Source organism: Edaphocola flava, from assembly GCF_004118155.1.
Taxonomy (GTDB): Bacteria; Bacteroidota; Bacteroidia; order Chitinophagales; family Chitinophagaceae; genus Edaphocola; species Edaphocola flava.
The window spans coordinates 367,790-386,885 of record NZ_SAIQ01000003.1; the positions used below are offsets into that span (position 1 = coordinate 367,790).

A 19,096-nucleotide genomic window follows, 5' to 3' on the forward strand; every position below is an offset into this window, starting at 1 on the left:
TTTGAAACAATTCATTCAATGCTGTTTGTGCCTATTTACGCTTGCACAAACAGCTCCAGCACAAAACAATAAAGAAGTCTACAAAGTAGTCGATAATATGCCCAAAGCACCCTATAATATGGGTACATACCTGAGTAACCACGTACAATACCCGCAGGCCGCAATCGACAGCGGTATACAAGGCAAGGTATATGTTCAGTTTATTGTAGAAACGGACAGCAGTATCTCCAATGTAAAAGCTACCCGTGGTGCAGAGCTGGGTGGAGGCTTGCCTGCAGAGGCAGAACGGTTGGTACGTGAAATGCCGAAATGGGCACCAGGCACACAAAAAGGTGTACCGGTAAGGGTTTACTTTACCATGCCGGTTAATTTTAAATTGGAGGCTCCGGAACCTAAGACAAAGCCCGATACAGTTATATATGAAAAAGTAGATGATCTCCCCTCCAAAACATACGACTGGAATGTGTACATCAGAAAAAATCTAAAATACCCAGAAAGGTCTAAGGATATGGGTATACAGGGTAAAGTCTATGTCAGATTTGTCGTAAAAAAGGATGGATCTATTGCAGATGTTTCCATTGCTAATCCGGCTGATTTACCGGCTAATTATACCCAGTTTGCAGCAGAAGCGGTAAGAGTGGTAAAAAGCATGCCGCCATGGATACCCGGGAAGCTTAACGGAGTACCTGTAGACTGCTACTTTACTGTGCCTATCAACTTCAGATTAGAATAGCAATGACTATTTAGAATTACAGAATAATATTTATACCCTTGTTAGCTACTATCCCTAAACAAAAATCTTTTGAAACAATTCATTCAATGCTGTTTGTGCCTATTTACGCTTGCACAAACAGCTCCAGCACAAAACAATAAAGAAGTCTACAAAGTAGTCGATAATATGCCCAAAGCACCCTATAATATGGGTACATATCTTAGTAACCACGTACAATACCCGCAGGCCGCAATCGACAGCGGTATACAAGGCAAGGTATATGTTCAGTTTATTGTAGAAACGGACAGCAGTATCTCCAATGTAAAAGCCACCCGAGGAGCAGAACTGGGCGGAGGCTTGCCTGCAGAAGCAGAACGGTTGGTACGTGAAATGCCGAAATGGGCACCAGGCACACAAAAGGGCGTGCTGGTAAGGGTTTACTTTACCATGCCGGTTAATTTTAAACTGGAGGCTGATCAAAGAAAAGATACCGTTTACCCTTATACAGAGGTACTCCCAAGAGCACCCTATGACTGGTACAAATATTTATCAAACAATCTTCGATACCCTAACTATTCAAGAAATAACTATTTACAAGGAAATGTTTATGTTCGGTTTATAGTTAGGAGGGACGGCTCGATTACGGATGTAAGGCTTGCAAGACGAGAGCTGATAAATGATAAAAAAACAGAACTGGAGATAGAAGCTCTTAGATTAGTAACAGAAATGCCTAATTGGAGTCCGGCCATGCAAAATGGCCAACCAGTTAGTTGTTATTTCACTGTTCCTATTGTCTTCAGACTCCGATAGTAAATATTCAATTGCAATAACGAAACGTAAAATTTGATATATTTACCTTTCAAAAATATGATCATGAAAAAATTAATCCCTGCTTTGCTGTGTTCTGTATTGGCTACTGGTGCATTCGCTCAGGAAGCTGCTCCTCAACAGACAGAACCTAAAAGAGACATCTTCCGTACTGTAGAACAAAACCCGGAACCGGCTTATGATCTCATGGCCTATATCAACGAAAACATGCGATACCCTGCTGAAGCGAAGAAAGCAGGTATTGAAGGGCGGCTGTATGTCACCTTTGTTATCAATAATGACGGATCGATCAGTGATGCAGAAGTGGTTAAGGGTAAAGAACTGGGCCATGGTCTGCCAGAAGAAGCAAAAAGAGTGATTATGAGTTTACCTAAATGGAAACCGGGTAAACAAAACGGCCAGGCTGTAAATGTATATTTCACAATACCATTAGCGTTCAAACTTAAATAATATGCCTGCCCGGAAATATATACTGGCAGCGACATTGGGACTGTTGTCTATAGCTGCAGCAGGGCCATTTGCTGTGGCAGCCCGCCAGCAGAAAACAGTGTTTAATTGTGGTGATGATATAGCTATACCTCCGGTTGACCTCAAACAATATATTAAAGCAAATCTTAGATATCCTGAACAGGCCGTAAAAGAAGACATACAGGGCAAAGTGTATATCTCATTCATTGTAGATAGCGCCGGTACAATGCATAGCTTCTCTGTTGTCAAAGGCAAAGAACTCGGATATGGACTTCCGGAAGAAGCTTTGCGCGTGGTACAGTCCATCCCAGGTAAATGGAAGGCCGCCAAGAAAGGCGACCAGCCTGCACCCTGCTATTATACGGTGCCGGTTATCTTTATGCTGGAATAAATATTCATTTCAAAAATTACAGAAAGGGGATGGCTGCAGCATTGCAGCCATCCCCTTTCTGTACACACATAAGCGCAATCTGAATTATAATAAACTCAATATCAGATGTGTATAAAAAAATTCCAACCTTAAGGAAAAATTAAAGGTCTTTCATAATAACATCAACCTTATTATCATGAAACGACTTTTATGCATTCTCCTCGCTGCGGGCAGTTGCCTGCAGACCAATGCCCAATCCTGGCAATGGTTACAGTCTCCAACTGTAAACGGCAACAGTAATTTCAAAAAAATGGACATGGATAACAACGGTAATATTTATACCGTAGGTAACCTCTACCAGGACGCAACATTTGGTAGCACTACCCTCAATAGTCCGGGAAATTATATGAGCCTTTTCTTAACGAAACAAAATGCCAGCGGTGTATACCAGTTTGCCCAAAGCATATGGGCCGATCAGGGTATGTATACCGCTGTGGTGAAAACGGATGACCAGGCCAATGTGTATGTATTCGGTACCTGTTCTGGCTCTGTACTGCACCTGAGCAGCAACTACAGCGTTAATTTCACGCAACCGAGCAGCGGTTCCACCAACAAAATGTTCCTGGCTAAATACAACAGCAACGGAACTCTGATCTGGGCTAAAACAGCTGAGTCTCCTCAACTATACACCAATGCGCGCAGCATAGCCAATATCGGCAGTGATATAGTGATCGCTGGTGATTACACCGGTTCCTGTAGTTTTCTTGGCGCAAATTTCCCTTCAACTTTTGCTAATAACGCATTCATTATGCGGGTAAATTCAAATGGTGTATCGCAATGGTTACAAACCAGCAATAATTCTGCTATGGTCTTCTTCACACGCATCGTAACCGACGGTTCGAACATTTATGCTACCGGTAAATTTCAGAATACCATAGGATTCGGTAGTCATACCGTAAACAATCCTGGCTATACCCCAGGCGGTGAGCGCATCTTCCTGTTCAAGTTTGACGCGGCCAACGGCACTGCGCTGTGGGGTAAAGAAGAAGGAGGACCAGCCAATTATGTAACAACCGGGGAGAAAGGTAATAATGCCAATGCAATTGTCTGCGATGCCAGCAACGTATGGATAGGCGGTTCCTACCAGGATGCAGCGGGCACTCCATTGAACATGTTACAAACACCCTTTATATCTAAATACGACGCAGCTAATGGCACTAAACTGTGGACCGTAAATTTCTCCGTTGCGGTGGACAATGCTATCAACAGTATCGCTGTTGATTCTAACAGCAACCTGATCTGTGCCGGGGATTACCTGGGCACTTTCAATGCCGGCTCTATAAGCCTGCCATCTGACATCGCCCGAAAAGGTATGATCCTGCGCATCAACAGTAGCAATGGTTCGGCAACTGCTGCAACTTCAATAGGCAATACCGGCTTTACGACCATTGCACAGGACCTGTTGTTAGCGCCCAACAAATCCTATTACGTGATTGGTGGTGGCTATAAAACCAATCTGAACATCGGTAGTTTCTCCGTTACTTCTCCGGGTATGTCTACGCCATTCAATGCAAAATATAACCTGGGCAATTCGGTATCAACGCGCGACCTGAATAATACTATTCAGTACAGCTTATACCCTAACCCATGCAGCAATATGTTACAGGTTTCCCGTTCGGATAATGATGCCGCAACAATTACTATTACTGACCTGAGCGGTAAAGTGGTGTATTCACAACCAAGCTATACCAACCAGGCCGGTATTGAGGTAAGCAATCTTGCTGCCGGACAGTACTTCCTGAAAATCGTTACCACAAAAGGTACCGGCATAAAAGCATTCTCTAAACAATAAAGACGCTTCATACTTCAAATTAAGGGGGTTCCGGTATTAGTGTCCGGGCCCCTTTTTCATAAGTGGCTATATCCTAAAAATACGCTATACAAATTGTATGATTAATAGTACCTTTGCCCTCTCAAAACACATTTATGTTTGCATTAAATAATCAGACGCATTTTTATAAAGGAAAAGTAAGAGACGTATATACTATAGCGGATCAATACCTGGCTATGGTAGTGAGTGATCGTATTTCTGCATTTGACGTAGTACTGCCCCGCCCTATCCCATTCAAAGGACAGGTGCTGAACCAGATTGCTGCAGCTAATCTTGAAGCAACTAAAGATATCGTACCAAACTGGGTTATTGACAGCCGTTCTTTACCAAATGTAACTATTGGTAAAAAATGTACTCCGTTTGCAGTAGAAATGGTTATCCGTGGCAACCTCGCAGGTCATGCATGGAGAACGTATAAAAGCGGTGACCGCACCTTATGTGGTGTTACCCTTCCGGAAGGATTAAAAGAAAATGATTTTTTCCCGGCACCCATCATTACCCCGTCTACCAAGGCTCATGAAGGGCATGATGAAGATATTTCAAAAGAAGAGATCATTAGCAGAGGTATCGTTTCAGAAGCAGATTATGCAGAGCTGGAGCGCATTACCAAAGCTCTTTTTGAAAGAGGCCGCGAACTGGCAAAAGAACAAGGCCTGATCCTGGTAGATACCAAGTATGAGTTCGGTAAGATCGGTGATACCATTTACCTGATTGATGAGATCCATACCCCGGATTCTTCCCGTTATTTTTATGCAGACACCTACGATACGTTACAGGATGAAGGTCAACCACAACGACAGCTGTCCAAAGAATTTGTAAGAGAATGGCTGATGGAAAACGGATTTCAGGGTAAAGACGGACAACAAGTGCCGGAAATGACCGATGATAAAGTACAGGAAATATCTGACCGTTATATTGAGTTATATGAAAAGCTGACGGGCAATGCATTCGAGAAGCAAATACTGACTGAAGCAGAAACTGTTGCTAAAATCAATGAAATTATCAGCACTTTACCAGCATAGGTAAATCCTAAGATACTAAGAAAGGCTGCCTTATGGCAGCCTTTCTTAGTATCTTAGGATTTTGATATAATGTCATCAGGGTCACAATCGGCCCTCTTCTTACACTCCTCAATTTCGGCCTTTAACTCCTCTGTATTCTTACTGGCTAATGCACTAAGATCCGCATTGGTATTCTTCAGATGCTCTTCAGGCATCTCTGTTTTATTCAGCGCTTCTATAGGTGCATTTTCCATCTGTACCTCAATAATCTTTGTCGTTACCGCATACTGGTTAGGGTAAATATTATTACCATAATACACTGCCCAGGCTTTGGTAAATTCTGCTCCGAAATAAAGAATCAGAGAAGAGTAATATACCCAGGCCATCAGGATAATGATCGCTGCTGCAGGTCCGTAAGTACTACTGTAATTACTTTTGCTGATATAGAAAGAAATCAGGAAGCGGCCAATCAGGAACAACACGGCAGTTGCTACTGCACCGGACATAACATCTTTCAGCTTAATACGCGCATCGGGCAATATTTTAAAAATGACCGCAAATAATACGGTAATAATTATGAAGGTCAATAGCACATTCAGGATATAGAAGAATACCACGCCCACATCTGGATAAATGTTCATCAGCCGGTCGCTTAAAGCATCAACCAGTGTATTCACACCCAGGGATACGATCATCAGGAAACCGATGCTAATAATCAGGGAAAAAGACAACAGCCGGTTCAGGATAACTTTGATCCAACCCTTTTTAGGTTTGGGTTTAATGCCCCAGATGATGTTGATAGAATCCTGGATTTCGGCAAATACAGTCGTCGCACCAAACAATAAAGTTGCGCCTCCGATTACCGCAGCCATAGTAGACTTCCCGGAAAGAGATGCACTGCTCACCAAACTCTGTATCTGGCTTGCTGCATCGGCACCCATATAGTTTTGCAGGTAGCCAAAGAGATGCCCTTCTACAGCATCATTACCCAATACAAAAGTTAAAATGGCCAGAAGCACTACAAAAAAGGGAGCCAGGGAAAACATAGTAGCATAGGCCAGAGAGCCACTCAGCTTGGTCACCTTATCATCACCAAAACCGGTAAAAGCATTTTTCAATACGGTCCATATCCCTTTAAACGTTATTATCTTTCGGTTATATTCCATAAAATCTCGTGTTTGTCTTATCGCTAAAATAGTGATTTCGAATCTTTTGCAGTCAATACAAACGTTAAATTCAACAAGCCAATACATTTTTTTATTCTTACGCAGAATCAATTAACTTTGCTACCCATAAAAAACAGAACGATGATTAACCTGACTTTTCCCGATGGTGTAGTGCGCAGTTATGAAAGCGGCATATCGGGCCTGGACGTAGCCAAGACAATTAGTGAAGGGCTGATGCGTAAAGTATTAGCCGTAGAGCTTGATGGTAAAACAATAGATGCTTTTGGACCGATTACGACGGATGGTGCAATCAAATTCCTGACCTGGGACGATGCAGGTGGTAAATCTACATTCTGGCACTCTTCTGCTCACTTGCTGGCAGAGGCATTACAATCTTTCTACCCTGATACCAAATTCGCCATCGGTCCGCCGATCGAAAGAGGTTTCTATTACGATATTGATCTGGGCGATCAGAAAATCTCTGATGAAGACCTGCAAAAGATCGAGAAGAAAATGAAAGAGCTGGCCGGTGAGAAAAACCGTTACAGCCGTAAAGAAGTTTCAAAAGCAGATGCGATTACTTACTTCACCGAAAAACAGGATCCATACAAACTGGAACTGATCGATGGTCTGGAAGATGGTAACATCACTTTCTATACACAAGGTAGCTTTACCGATCTGTGTCGCGGACCACACATCCCGAACACCGGATTCATTAAAGCAGTAAAACTGACTAATATCGCTGGGGCTTACTGGCGCGGCGATGAGAAAAATAAAATGCTGACCCGTATTTACGGGGTTACCTTCCCTTCCAATAAAGAACTGGAAGAATATACTACCCTTATGGAAGAAGCCCGTAAGCGTGACCACCGTAAGCTGGGTAAGGAACTGGAATTATTTGCCTTCAGTGAAAAAGTAGGTGCCGGTTTGCCATTGTGGTTACCTAAGGGTGCTATGCTGCGTGAGCGCTTACAGCAGTTCCTGCAGAAAGCACAGATCGAAAGCGGTTACCTGCCGGTGATCACCCCTCATATCGGGAACATTAACCTGTACAAGACTTCCGGTCACTATGAAAAATACGGAGCAGATAGTTTCCAGTCTATCAAAACCCCACACGAAGGTGAGGAGTTTTTACTGAAACCTATGAACTGTCCGCACCACTGTGAGATCTATAAAACATCACCTAAGTCTTATAAAGACCTTCCGGTACGTTTTGCAGAATTCGGTACAGTATACCGCTACGAGCAGGCTGGTGAGTTACATGGTCTGACCCGTGTACGTGGCTTTACTCAGGATGATGCGCATTTATTCTGCCGTCCGGACCAGGTAAAAGATGAGTTCAAAAAAGTAATTGATCTGGTATTATATGTATTCAATTCACTGGGCTTCTCTGACTATACCGCACAGGTATCTCTGAGAGATAAGGTGAACAGAGCTAAGTATATTGGTGAAGAAGCGAACTGGGATATTGCTGAAAATGCAATCCGTGAAGCCGCAGCAGAAAAAGGTCTGAACACTATTGAAGAGTACGGCGAAGCCGCATTCTATGGTCCTAAACTGGACTTTATGGTAAAAGATGCAATCGGCCGCAGCTGGCAGTTAGGCACCATCCAGGTAGACTACAACCTGCCTGAGCGTTTCGAACTGGAATATGTAGACAGCGATAACAGCCGTAAGCGTCCGGTTATGATCCACCGTGCACCATTTGGTAGTATGGAGCGTTTCGTAGCAGTATTGCTGGAGCACTGTGGCGGTAAACTGCCATTATGGTTAGTACCGACTCAAGTAAAAATCCTGCCGATCTCTGATAAATTCATGGAGTATGCAGAGCAGATCAAAAAGGACCTGCAGAAGAAAGACATCCGTGTGGAGATCGACGACCGCCAGGAGAAAATCGGCCGTAAGATCCGCGATACAGAACTGGATAAAATACCGTACATGCTGATCGTTGGGGAGAAAGAAATGGAAAGCCAGACCATTGGCGTACGTAAGCAATCTGTAGGCGATCTGGGTAGCCAGTCCGTTGAAGAGTTTGCTACACTGATCCAGAAAGAAGTAGAAGAAAAGATCGGATAAACAAAGAATAATCAAAAATAAAGCGCCTTCCTTAGGGAAGGCGCTTTATTTTTTTAACTGACTATCCGGATGCAGGTAACTAATTTATTCGTCCTTGATTTTTCGGCGGTACCTTTTGCCTTCATGCAAAAGGTAGCAATCAATATAGACTTTGTTTCATTTAAGCGGATAATCAGTTTTTTTTTAAAATATACAATCCGTTAATATTATATCACCAAAAAGTGCGTTATATGAATACATCAAACCCATAGATATGAATCGCATCTCTAAATGCTTAACCCTCTTAGGTGCTACACTGGCTGCTGCACCTGCACTTTTTGCTCAAACCGCCACCTGGAACGGCTCACAGAACAGCAACTGGAACAATGCCGCTAACTGGACCTGGTCTAACGCAGCCAATGCGATTCCTGATGCTACGACTGATGTTATTATTGATTCAGGTGTAGTCCATATTCCGAGTATTGGCGGACAAGATTCCGTTCATTGTAAAAACATGTTACTGATCGGCGAGCTTAACCTGGAAGGCAATGGTATATTGAACATCCACGGAACCTCCTTAAATAAGCCTGCAGGCAGTGAATATGGCTATATCAGCTCGGTGGAATCAGCCAGCGGACAGTATGCCCTGTCTACAAAAATTAATTTCACCAGCGATCAGGCCGTTACAATAAATAACATATACTTAGAAGCCGGCAAAATTAATATTGATTGTGACAACCTCAACCTGGCCCAATCAAACCTAAATATCTATACAGAAATCCTGTTTTCAAAGTCCCCGGTGCCTTTTGGCAGTCCGGCTAAAGGTAATCTCATCATCGATACCAACAGCCTCCTGATCGTGTGTCCTCAGGTAACATACTCGATGCTCAACTGGTCGAACGGTCCGTTTACACAACCACATATTATTACCTCCCGCAATATCAAGGCAGGCATTGACCCGTACGGCACCATTCTCATTTACGATGTTGTTAATGACAATGGACTGCAAGGTACAGTACAAATACCGCTAAGTCCAAGTGCCAAATCGTTCAATTCCATAGCGCTGCAGTACTTTCAGGGAGATTATCCCTGGATCATTTCCTGTAGCAGAGGCCTACCCGAAACTTGCACCAATAATACCTTTGATAATAACGAGGCAGTACAGAATGTATATGATGTCTTTGCACTGGCCGATACCCTGGCTACCACTCTTACCACACCAGCGCAGATCATGCTGGCCTTCAACAGAAGACCTATAGCGGAAGATGTATTATCAGGGTTTAATCCCAATCAAAGTGGTATAAAAATGTATTCCGTGAACAATCAGGGTTGCTATGATCAGCTTTCGGCAAGCTCATCTGACACAATTCTGTTTCCTGAGTACACACAGGTCTTTTCAGGCCAGATAACCAAGGTGGGTAAATTTATCTTAGCACCTGCAGACCCCTCCTCTCTGCGGAATCTCAGCGCAATAGAAGGGTTGAACACTTATCCTAACCCGGTACAGCAGTCTCTTTCTTTATCTCTTTCTGCAAGCCACGATCCACTGAAAGCCAAGTTGCTTAATGTATTGGGACAAACAGTATGGAGTGCTGATTTTAAAGCCAATGCTCTACAGCAAGGATACACCATCAATACAGAATCATTACCGGCAGGAACCTATATACTGCAATTACAATCCGACACACAGTACACCAGTAGAAAAGTGATCAAGAAATAAATAACAAAGCCTCCGGAATTCCGGAGGCTTTGTTATTTATTATTCAGGTTTAATACTTACTGCTTTACACAACCATACCCTCGCGCCAAGTTCTTCCCTTACTTTCTGCAATACATATTGCTGGTGTAGCTCTTTTTCCATTTCCGGATCTTCTGTAAGTACATAATCTCCGGGTGCAATCTTTTTATCACGGCTATCCCACACCTTATATCCCTTTCTTTCCGCCATGCGCATATAAAGAATCATCTGTGGATAGCACTTCTCATCATGTAGTACGATCTGCTTTAGCGTATCCTGTTGCAAGAACCGATCCCGTACATAATTACTGGTATTATAAATATTCAGAAAAGCGGCATCTTCTTTCCTCCAGCCATTATCGACCAGTATCGTTACATAAGTAATCAGGAAAAGTAATGCAACAAGCACAAAACCTGCTTTACGGAAGACAGGCTTTATGACCGGATGATATAACGCCTGCATTAGCTTCAGAATGCCATAAGCACATAATACCGACAGGTAAGGATATGCCGGCGCTATGTACCAGAACAGTTTGGTTTTAGCGATAGAGGCTACTATAAAAAATCCTATTCCCATTAAAGCACTGTATTGCAGTACCCTTGACGCAGCAGTGGCGGGCATCTTACGCATAAACCACAAGCCTATGGGTACAAATACAAACCAGGGCACAAACATACGCTCCACAACATGTTTTAGGTAATAGTACCAGGGCTGTCCATTATCCTCATTCGCTACCAGGTAGCGCCCGCCCCACTCGTTCTCATTAACCGCTTTGATGTAGCCGGGATTATAATGTTCCCGTATCAGGTAAAACGGTACAGCTATCAGCAGAAACAGGATAATACCAATATAAAAATGCTTGCTTTTAAACAGTGCAGGCAACTGTCTTCTGAATACAATATATAAGAGCATACAGGGACCAAACATAAGTCCCGCTGCACTCTTGGTCAGTACTGCCAGCCCCATACTGATAAAGGTAATATACAGGTGCCGGGGCGAATTATGCTCGCAGTACTTCCATAAACTGATTCCGGCAATGGTGGTCCAGAGCACCAGTAAAGCGTCATAGTCTGCTGTACGGGCCACATGCATACCGGCATAACCTCTTGTGGTCACCAATATCAGGACCGTAAGTGCAGCCCATAAAAAGGATTTCCCCTGACGCTCCACAAATCGGAATATCAATATGCAGGTGAGCATAGAGGCAACTGCAGAAGGAAGCCTTACAGCCCATTCATTCAGACCAAAAGTCTGGAGGCTCAATACCTGTATCCATATGAGTAATGGTGGTTTGGTATTCCACATATCCGGTACTCCGAAACAGTACGTGACCCAGAAGTTGCGGTTCGCGTACATTTCCAGGGCATTGGCCACCAGCCTGCCTTCGTCCCACTTACGGATCGTCACTGCATCCAGGCAGGCAAATAAGGGAATACCCACCATAATAGCCAGTAATAATACAAGCCAGCGATATAATTTACCTTGTGGCTGAAAATGCGCAAATCCGGGATTCATAGACTAAGGATTTCGATAGGTGATCATAAAAAAGACACTGTATCAATGATACAGTGTCTTTTGATATAATGGATAATTAGTTTAATAATAGATCAGCAATAGTAAATATAGCAAAAACCATGCTGATAATACCATTCGTGGTTCCAAATGCAAGGTTTACCTTACTCAGATCATTAGGCTTAACCAGGGTATGCTGGTATACCAACAGAGACAGTACAATTGCTGCTCCGATCCAGTAGATCCAGTGAAATGCTGCATAGAAACCGACACCGATAATCAGTGCAGCGGAGATCACATGCAATACATTAGATACCATCAGGGCATTCTTTTTACCCAGTGCTGCGGGAATTGAGTTCAGCTGATGATCACGGTCAAACTCTTCGTCCTGCAAGGCATAAATAATATCAAACCCGGATACCCAGGTGAGTACAATAAAGGAGAAAAATAAAGGTACAGGGTCAAACTTACCGGTAATTGTAAGATAAGCGCCGATAGGTGCTAAAGCCAGTCCTACGCCCAGCACAATATGGCATAATGCCGTAAAACGCTTGGTATAGCTATAAAACAATACTACAAAGATGGCAATCGGAGACAGGTAAAAACACAGCGGATTGATGAAATAAGTAGCCGTTATAAAAAGCAGTGCATTAATGATAGTAAACGTAAGTGCACTCTTCGGGCTAATCACACCTGCCGGTACTTCACGCATAACTGTTCTCGGATTTTTGGCATCAAACCTGCGGTCAAGGTAACGGTTAAAAGCCATTGCAGCATTACGTGCTGTAACCATACAGGCCAGCATCAGCAGCAATGTTCTCCAGTCAAATGTATACTGCCCGCTATATAAAACTGCCAGTGCGAATCCGATAAGTGCAAACGGTAAAGCAAAGATGGTATGACTGAACTTTACCAGGGAAAGGTACTTCTTCAAAATGGGTATTTCTATTATTTTACAGTAGCTTTAAAGTGCAGTGGAATACGGTCCTGGTCTGCATTAGAGATCACCGTAATGCTTTTACTTACATTACCGGCTTTGCCTTTGGAGTTAAAGGAGATTTTGATCTCTCCGTTCTGCCCCGGGGCAATTGGTGTTTTGGTATAAGAAGGAATGGTACAGCCGCATGTTGCGATAACATCGTCAATCATGAGCGGGTTTGCTCCTGTATTTCTGAATTTATAAGTATGTTCTACTAGATCGCCGTCTTTTATAACGCCGAAATCAAAAGTATCTTTATCAAATTTTACGGATGTCTTCGGACGATCTTTGATGATCGTTTTAGACGATTCCGGCACTGTGGTTACCGTAGCCGCATTGGCACTGTTTTCCCGTAAATTAAGCTTATTGAATAAAGCCGTTCTGCTCACACCGGAAAGTTCGATAAGTGCTACAGTGAATGCAGATAAGGTCAGTATTGTCAGCAGCGCAGTTTTCAGGTTAGCATTCATAAGAATTGTAATTTCGTATTTTCCTGGGCAAATATACCACTTTTAAGGTACAATACCAGTGAATTATAAGGGTTTAGCATCACTATTACCAGCTTCCGCTGGCCCCTCCGCCACCGAAGCTTCCACCACCGAATCCGCCGAATCCTCCACCTCCGCTACTTCCTCCGCCCCAGCCGGATCCGCCACCCCAGCCTGAGCCACGGCTACTGCCGCCACGCATCATTTCACTCAGGATAGAACCCATAAAGATATCGGTGCCTCTGCGGCTGATGTATCTTCCGCCGCCACCGCCACCACCGCCGCGAGAAGCGATAATGATAAACAGCACAATGAAGATTATAATGGCCACTATGGCGATTGAAGGCAATCCTTCTTTCGAGGCCTCGGGCTCTGCTTTATATTCTCCCTGAGAGACTTTAATGATCGCCTCTGCCCCGTTCAGTAATCCCTGGTAGTAATTCCCGGATTTAAAGAAGGGGGTAATCTCATTTCGGATAATGCGTCCGGCAAGCCCGTCCGGCAATACACCTTCCAGTCCGTAGCCCGTTGAGATATTTAGCTTACGGTCACTGATTGCTGCCAGTATCAGCGCTCCATTATCTTTTCCTTTACGGCCAATGCCCCAGCGATTGCCCAGTTCTATAGCGTATTGAGAAATATCATACTGACCGGTACTCCGGATCAGCACGATTGCAATTTGTGTAGAGGTTGCCTTATCAAAGCTGTCCAGCTTGGCCTCCAGCTTATTGAGGTCTTCAGTGCTCAGAACACCTGCCAGATCATTCACCAATCTCGGGGGATTAGGTTTGGCCGGAAAATCCTTATCTGACTGTGCCTGTGCGAAAAGCGGCAGCCAGCAAAGTAAAACAATACAGATCCTCAGAAGGCTGCGTTTCAGTATAGGTAAATAATTCATTATGCTTCTTGCTTCAGTTTTAATGTCCGAATACGATATCGTCCGGAATTTCATTTTTATCATCTCCCGGAACAGCAGGAAAATGCTGCACCAACGCTGATCCGATTTCTTTGACTACGGTGACCAGTCCCTCGGCCACTCTACCCTCTGCACAAAACCTGCGCAGTGTATCCAGTTCGGCTTTCCAGTATTCCTCTTTACCTACTTTCTGGTGTATACCTTCATCGCCCACAATTGCCGCCTGCCGGTCTTTCAGGGCCAGGTATACCAGTACGGCATTGCGCTCCTGGGTCTGGTGCATCTGCAATTCAGAAAAGACTTCCCAGGCACGGTCTGCGGCATCTACAAAGCTGCAAAACGACTCAATATATACACGTAACTCTCCTGAGGTACGCTTTTCAGTATCCCTTATGGCCTGCACCACACTTTCTGCCTCTTCAGCTGCCAGCAAAGGCTTATTCGGTTTGGAAAATATAGACAAGGTGTTATTTTTTTTAATCTGATCTCAAATGTAACATTTAAAATCAAATCTGAGACACAAAACCCAGGATTATACAAGGGAATTTCAGCATAAATCCGAAGCCTTTCGGGCATTCACAAAAATTGATTAACTTGCGGGGATTCAGCAATCTAAACATTTTATGTCGAAAATTAAACAGAAAGAAATCAATGTATCTTCAGAAACCGGAACTTTAAAACGCCTGCTGGTACACAGCCCTGACAGTGGTCTCGGAAAAGTTGTTCCATCAAAAGCACAGGATTGGTTGTTCGAAGACATTGTGCACTTAGACACTATTCGCAGAAAAGAATACGATTACTATACCAAGTTACTTTTATACTTCCTGGATCCAGAGAAAATCAAAGGCAAACTGAGCAAAATTGACGATCCTAAAAATAAACGCAATTTCTACAAGCCAGGTCATAAAGACTTCCACGCATCGGACAAAGTAATAGAATTACAATTATTACTGAGCCAGATCCTGGAGCAGGAACATATCCGTATCAAACTGATCGCCTCGGTTTGTGCCATTGAAAACTGTAGTTACGAAACACAGCAGAGATTATTGGGCTATGAGCCGGATCAACTGGCTAAGATCTTCATCAGCGGTACACACAACGAAAATGAAATGATCTTCCCTCCGATTCCGAACTTCATCTTTACCCGTGATATCGGTATCACAATAAATGAGTTTATCCTGCTGAATAAGCCGGCAAAGAAAGCGCGTACCAGAGAAGCATTATTGTCCAAATACATCTTCTTCAACCACCCGTTTTTTGCAGCATACAAAAATAATATCATTGAACTGCCCGATCTGCAGCATCACTTCCTGTTACCTAAAGAAGCAGAAGACCATAAAGTAACCCTGGAAGGTGGTGACGTTATGGTAGTGAGCAAAGACCACCTCCTGGTCGGCGTAAGTGAGCGTACCAGCTGGGATGCGGCTTATCAGACAATCAAAGTACTGTTTGACCGTAAAGTGGTTAAGAAAATCACGATTGTAAAAATCCCGCGCAAGCGCGATTATATGCATATCGATACGGTATTTACACAGGTTAAAAAGAATGTATGGGTAATGCTGGGTATCTTCTCCGACAAATCGGTGAAACACCTGGACGGAGACAGCATTCAGAAGACTTTGGGTATTGTGCAGAAATCCAAAGATGATAAACTTAAAATCATCCAGTTCAACAGTAAAAACGTTGATAAACCGGTTTATTTTGAAAGCCTGGAAGAGTTACTGATCGACATCAGCACCAAAGATCTGGGCTGTAAAGAAAAAGAAGTAAAAATCATCTTATCCGGTAATGATGAGTTCCCGTACGATGTGCGTGAGCAATGGACAGACAGCTGTAACCTACTAGCCATCAAAGAAGGGGTGGTACTGGGTTATGACCGTAATGATAAAACAGTAGAGGCATTTGAAGCCGCAGGGTTCAAAACTGTAAAAGTAGAGGACCTGATCCGTGAACTGGAAGCGGGCAAAATCGATACCAAAGATATTACAGATACACTGGTACTGATGCCATCTGCCGAGCTGTCCAGAGCACGTGGTGGATTCCACTGTATGAGCATGCCATTATTAAGAGATAACGATTAAACATAAACCACATAGATCATGAGTAATTATGCTTTATTGATGGTACGCCCTTCCCGCTTTGGTTTTAATGCCGAGACGGCGGTGAATAATGCCTTCCAGGTAGCGGGCGACCAAAGCAATGTACAGGAAAAAGCGTTGCAGGAATTTGACCATTTCGTGCAGGCCCTGCGCGATAATCATATTGATGTATTGGTAGTGCAGGACACCGAAGAGCCTCATACACCAGACAGTATATTCCCGAATAACTGGATCAGTTTTCATAAAAACAGTACCATTGTACTCTACCCTATGTTTGCCGAAAACCGCAGACTGGAGCGCAAAGAATCGATAATGGATGCAATCCGTTCCCGCTATAATATCGACAATACTATAGACCTGACCAAAAACGAAGCACAGGACATCTTCCTGGAAGGTACAGGCAGTATTATACTGGATCGCAAGCAGAAGATTGCCTATGCCAATATATCTCCGCGTACAGATAAAAACCTGTTTAAGGAATTCTGCGAAGAGATGGGCTACGAACCGGTGATCTTTGAAGCGAAGGACGAGCATGGAAAAGACATTTATCATACCAATGTAATGATGTGTGTGGGTGATCGTTATGCGGTTATCTGCCTGGACTGTATCCCTGAAGCGCAGCGTGAGGGTGTGCGTGAAGCCCTGGAAAACAGTGGCAAAACAATTATCACCATCAGCTACGACCAGATGAATCACTTTGCAGGCAATATGCTGCAGGTAGAGAATACCGCCGGTGAGAAATTCCTGGTGATGTCTACCCAGGCATATGAATCGCTGAGCCCGGAGCAGGTAAGTGCAATCGAAAACTTTAACCCCATTATACATGTGCCCCTGTATACTATCGAGCAAAACGGCGGTGGCAGCGCAAGATGTATGATGGCAGAAATCTTATTACCTAAAAAATAATTCAGCAGCAAGCCGTGTTACAGAAATTACTGATCAGGAATTATGCGATTATAGATGAACTCACGATTACGTTTGATGAACACCTGAACGTGATCACAGGAGAGACAGGTGCCGGTAAGTCTATCATACTGGGTGCCCTCTCGCTCATACTGGGTGAGCGTGCTGATACTTCTGTGCTGATCAACGCATCGGAGAAGTGTGTAGTAGAAGCCCATTTCGATACGGCAAAGCTGAAAACCTTCAACCAGTTATTACAGGAACATGAACTGGATGCGGAAGCACAGACCATCATTCGCCGTGAAATCAGTACCTCCGGTAAATCGCGTGCTTTTGTAAACGACACGCCGGTTACGCTTTCCGTGCTGAATGAACTGACTTCTACACTCGTAGACCTGCATCGCCAGTTCGACAACCGTTCTCTGGATGACAGCCAGTTTATGTATGAAGCGCTGGATGCAGTGGCCGAAACACAGGAACTAGCGGATGCTTACCGCAATGCCTATAATACATTTAAAGCATTACAGCGCAGGGTACAGCAAATAGAACAGGAACAGGTATCCTGGCAGAAAGAAGCCGATTACAACCAATTTCTCTTTGAGGAGCTGGAGGCGGCAAACTTCCAGGAAAATGAACTGGAAGACCTGGAAGTACAACTGAAACAACTGAGTAATGCAGAACTGATCCGCAATACACTGACCGAAAGCTGCATCATCCTCTCTGAAGGGGAACAGCCCGTCAATACAGAATTGCGCCGTGTAGCACAACAGATACAGCAGTTAAGTGCCGTATTTCCTGCTGCGGAATCGCTTGCAGGAAGGTTGAACAGCGCTTACGAAGAATTGAAAGATATTGCACAGGAATTATCGCACCTGCAAGAGAGCGTAGACCTGGATCCGGAACAACTGACGGAAATGCAGACCCGTTCAGACCTGGGTAACCGCCTGCTGAAAAAACATGGTGTTAGCGAGACCAATGCTTTACGCAATATACACCAGCAACTGGCCATGACCATTGCACAGCAGCAGAATGCCGACACTACCCTGTCGCAATTGAAAGCTGAACTGGAACAGGCAGAAACAGCCTTAAATGAGCAGGCATCGCAATTGCTGGAACAAAGAATGGCTAAAGCGGGCAGTTTTGCTGCAGACATTAACCAGTTATTGCAACTCATTGGCATGCCTAATGCAGTATTGCAGATTGTACTGGAGCCGGCAGATCATTTTACACCACATGGTAAGGATCGTATCCAGTATTTACTGGATGCCAATAAGAGCGGCAAATTTGCCCCGGTGCAGAAAGCTGCATCCGGCGGGGAACTGAGCCGTATTATGCTCAGCATCAAAACCCTTACGGCAAAAGCCCTCCAGCTCCCTACCCTGATCTTTGATGAGGTGGATACCGGTATTTCCGGCGAGGCAGCTAAACAAGTGGGCGTATTGTTACGTTCTCTGGGGGCTTACCACCAGGTAATGTGTATTACGCATCAGCCTCAGGTAGCGGGTAAAGGACACCTGCACTTCTATGTCTACAAACAAATGGAAGAAGGCAAGGTCAAAACCCGTGTACGTGCACTGAACACAGAGGAGCGCATACGCCTGATCGCACAAATGATTGGCGGGGAAGAGCCTTCTGAAGCAGCACTGAGTAATGCAAGGGAATTGGTTATGGTTTCTTAAATAAACATTTATAATCCTATATATAATAATAGCGGTGACCTTTGGCCACCGCTATTATTATATGTGTAACGCCACGGATACAGATATAAATTCCTTTGCCGCCTGCAGCATGGTTATCCATTAAGTCAATATTCCCTCACGGGCAATTTATATTCCTTTATGGAATAATGATCACTAAGTATCTATAGTAGCTTTGCACAACGCTCTATGTTTACTATTGTAGTTTTGCACGGGACAGCCACATGGCTGTCCCTTTATGGATACTGCATATGCCGGATTGTATGCCCGCAA

17 protein-coding genes are annotated in these 19,096 nt (G+C 43.9%); 11 read left to right on the forward strand and 6 right to left on the reverse strand.

Annotated elements, in window-relative coordinates; translation table 11 throughout:
* Nucleotide 1 precedes the first annotated feature (1 nt).
* From EMP01_RS11130 to EMP01_RS11155, 6 genes are all read left to right on the forward strand, one after another.
* On the forward strand, nucleotides 2–733 hold the full coding sequence (locus tag EMP01_RS11130; protein WP_129021594.1) for an energy transducer TonB: 732 nt from the start codon (nucleotides 2–4) through the stop codon (nucleotides 731–733).
* A gap of 69 nt (nucleotides 734–802) precedes the next feature.
* Nucleotides 803–1,522, forward strand: a complete 720-nt coding sequence (locus EMP01_RS11135) for an energy transducer TonB (protein ID WP_129021595.1) — start codon at nucleotides 803–805, stop codon at nucleotides 1,520–1,522.
* Nucleotides 1,523–1,585: 63 nt separating this feature from the next.
* Nucleotides 1,586–1,990 carry an energy transducer TonB gene (locus tag EMP01_RS11140; protein WP_161971321.1) on the forward strand — a complete coding sequence of 135 codons (405 nt, stop codon included), beginning with the start codon at nucleotides 1,586–1,588 and terminating at the stop codon, nucleotides 1,988–1,990.
* 1 nt (nucleotide 1,991) lies between these two features.
* Nucleotides 1,992–2,399, forward strand: coding sequence for an energy transducer TonB (locus EMP01_RS11145; protein WP_129021597.1), 408 nt, complete (start codon nucleotides 1,992–1,994; stop codon nucleotides 2,397–2,399).
* A 175-nt stretch (nucleotides 2,400–2,574) separates the two neighbouring features.
* Nucleotides 2,575–4,230 carry a T9SS type A sorting domain-containing protein gene (locus EMP01_RS11150; protein WP_129021598.1) on the forward strand — a complete coding sequence of 552 codons (1,656 nt, stop codon included), beginning with the start codon at nucleotides 2,575–2,577 and terminating at the stop codon, nucleotides 4,228–4,230.
* A 134-nt stretch (nucleotides 4,231–4,364) separates the two neighbouring features.
* On the forward strand, nucleotides 4,365–5,291 hold the full coding sequence (locus EMP01_RS11155; RefSeq protein ID WP_129021599.1) for a phosphoribosylaminoimidazolesuccinocarboxamide synthase: 927 nt from the start codon (nucleotides 4,365–4,367) through the stop codon (nucleotides 5,289–5,291).
* Between the two features lie 53 nt (nucleotides 5,292–5,344).
* Here EMP01_RS11155 and EMP01_RS11160 read toward each other — a convergent pair whose 3' ends face one another.
* The gene (locus EMP01_RS11160) at nucleotides 5,345–6,436 is read right to left on the reverse strand and encodes a YihY/virulence factor BrkB family protein (protein WP_129021600.1); all 1,092 of its coding nucleotides are present in this window, start codon (nucleotides 6,434–6,436) and stop codon (nucleotides 5,345–5,347) included.
* 141 nt (nucleotides 6,437–6,577) lie between these two features.
* Here EMP01_RS11160 and thrS point away from each other — a divergent pair, with 141 nt between their 5' ends.
* Complete coding sequence (thrS, locus tag EMP01_RS11165) at nucleotides 6,578–8,512, forward strand: threonine--tRNA ligase (RefSeq protein ID WP_129021601.1); 1,935 nt, start codon at nucleotides 6,578–6,580, stop codon at nucleotides 8,510–8,512.
* Between the two features lie 253 nt (nucleotides 8,513–8,765).
* Nucleotides 8,766–10,211 (forward strand): T9SS type A sorting domain-containing protein, encoded by a 1,446-nt coding sequence (locus tag EMP01_RS11170; protein WP_129021603.1) that lies wholly within the window; start codon nucleotides 8,766–8,768, stop codon nucleotides 10,209–10,211.
* A gap of 39 nt (nucleotides 10,212–10,250) precedes the next feature.
* On the opposite strand, the gene EMP01_RS11175 is transcribed toward EMP01_RS11170, so the two are convergent.
* The 5 genes from EMP01_RS11175 to EMP01_RS11195 form a co-directional block, all read right to left on the reverse strand.
* Nucleotides 10,251–11,744: an ArnT family glycosyltransferase gene (locus tag EMP01_RS11175; RefSeq protein ID WP_129021605.1), complete on the reverse strand. Its 1,494-nt coding sequence runs from the start codon at nucleotides 11,742–11,744 to the stop codon at nucleotides 10,251–10,253.
* Between the two features lie 76 nt (nucleotides 11,745–11,820).
* Nucleotides 11,821–12,684, reverse strand: coding sequence for a UbiA-like polyprenyltransferase (locus EMP01_RS11180; RefSeq protein WP_202616067.1), 864 nt, complete (start codon nucleotides 12,682–12,684; stop codon nucleotides 11,821–11,823).
* 5 nt (nucleotides 12,685–12,689) lie between these two features.
* Nucleotides 12,690–13,190, reverse strand: a complete 501-nt coding sequence (locus tag EMP01_RS11185) for a DUF1573 domain-containing protein (protein WP_129021609.1) — start codon at nucleotides 13,188–13,190, stop codon at nucleotides 12,690–12,692.
* Nucleotides 13,191–13,275: 85 nt separating this feature from the next.
* A complete protein-coding gene (locus tag EMP01_RS11190; RefSeq protein WP_129021611.1) occupies nucleotides 13,276–14,106 on the reverse strand; it encodes a TPM domain-containing protein in 831 nt (276 codons plus the stop codon).
* Between the two features lie 19 nt (nucleotides 14,107–14,125).
* Nucleotides 14,126–14,587: a TPM domain-containing protein gene (locus EMP01_RS11195; protein ID WP_129021613.1), complete on the reverse strand. Its 462-nt coding sequence runs from the start codon at nucleotides 14,585–14,587 to the stop codon at nucleotides 14,126–14,128.
* Nucleotides 14,588–14,747: 160 nt separating this feature from the next.
* Between EMP01_RS11195 and EMP01_RS11200 the strand changes: the two genes are divergently transcribed.
* From EMP01_RS11200 to recN, 3 genes are read left to right on the forward strand one after another with little or no spacing between them, the layout of a single operon-like run.
* Complete coding sequence (locus EMP01_RS11200; RefSeq protein WP_129021614.1) at nucleotides 14,748–16,205, forward strand: arginine deiminase family protein; 1,458 nt, start codon at nucleotides 14,748–14,750, stop codon at nucleotides 16,203–16,205.
* Nucleotides 16,206–16,223: 18 nt separating this feature from the next.
* Nucleotides 16,224–17,129 carry a citrulline utilization hydrolase CtlX gene (ctlX, locus tag EMP01_RS11205; protein ID WP_237559525.1) on the forward strand — a complete coding sequence of 302 codons (906 nt, stop codon included), beginning with the start codon at nucleotides 16,224–16,226 and terminating at the stop codon, nucleotides 17,127–17,129.
* Between the two features lie 14 nt (nucleotides 17,130–17,143).
* Nucleotides 17,144–18,805, forward strand: a complete 1,662-nt coding sequence (gene recN, locus EMP01_RS11210) for a DNA repair protein RecN (protein ID WP_161971322.1) — start codon at nucleotides 17,144–17,146, stop codon at nucleotides 18,803–18,805.
* Nucleotides 18,806–19,096 lie beyond the last annotated feature (291 nt).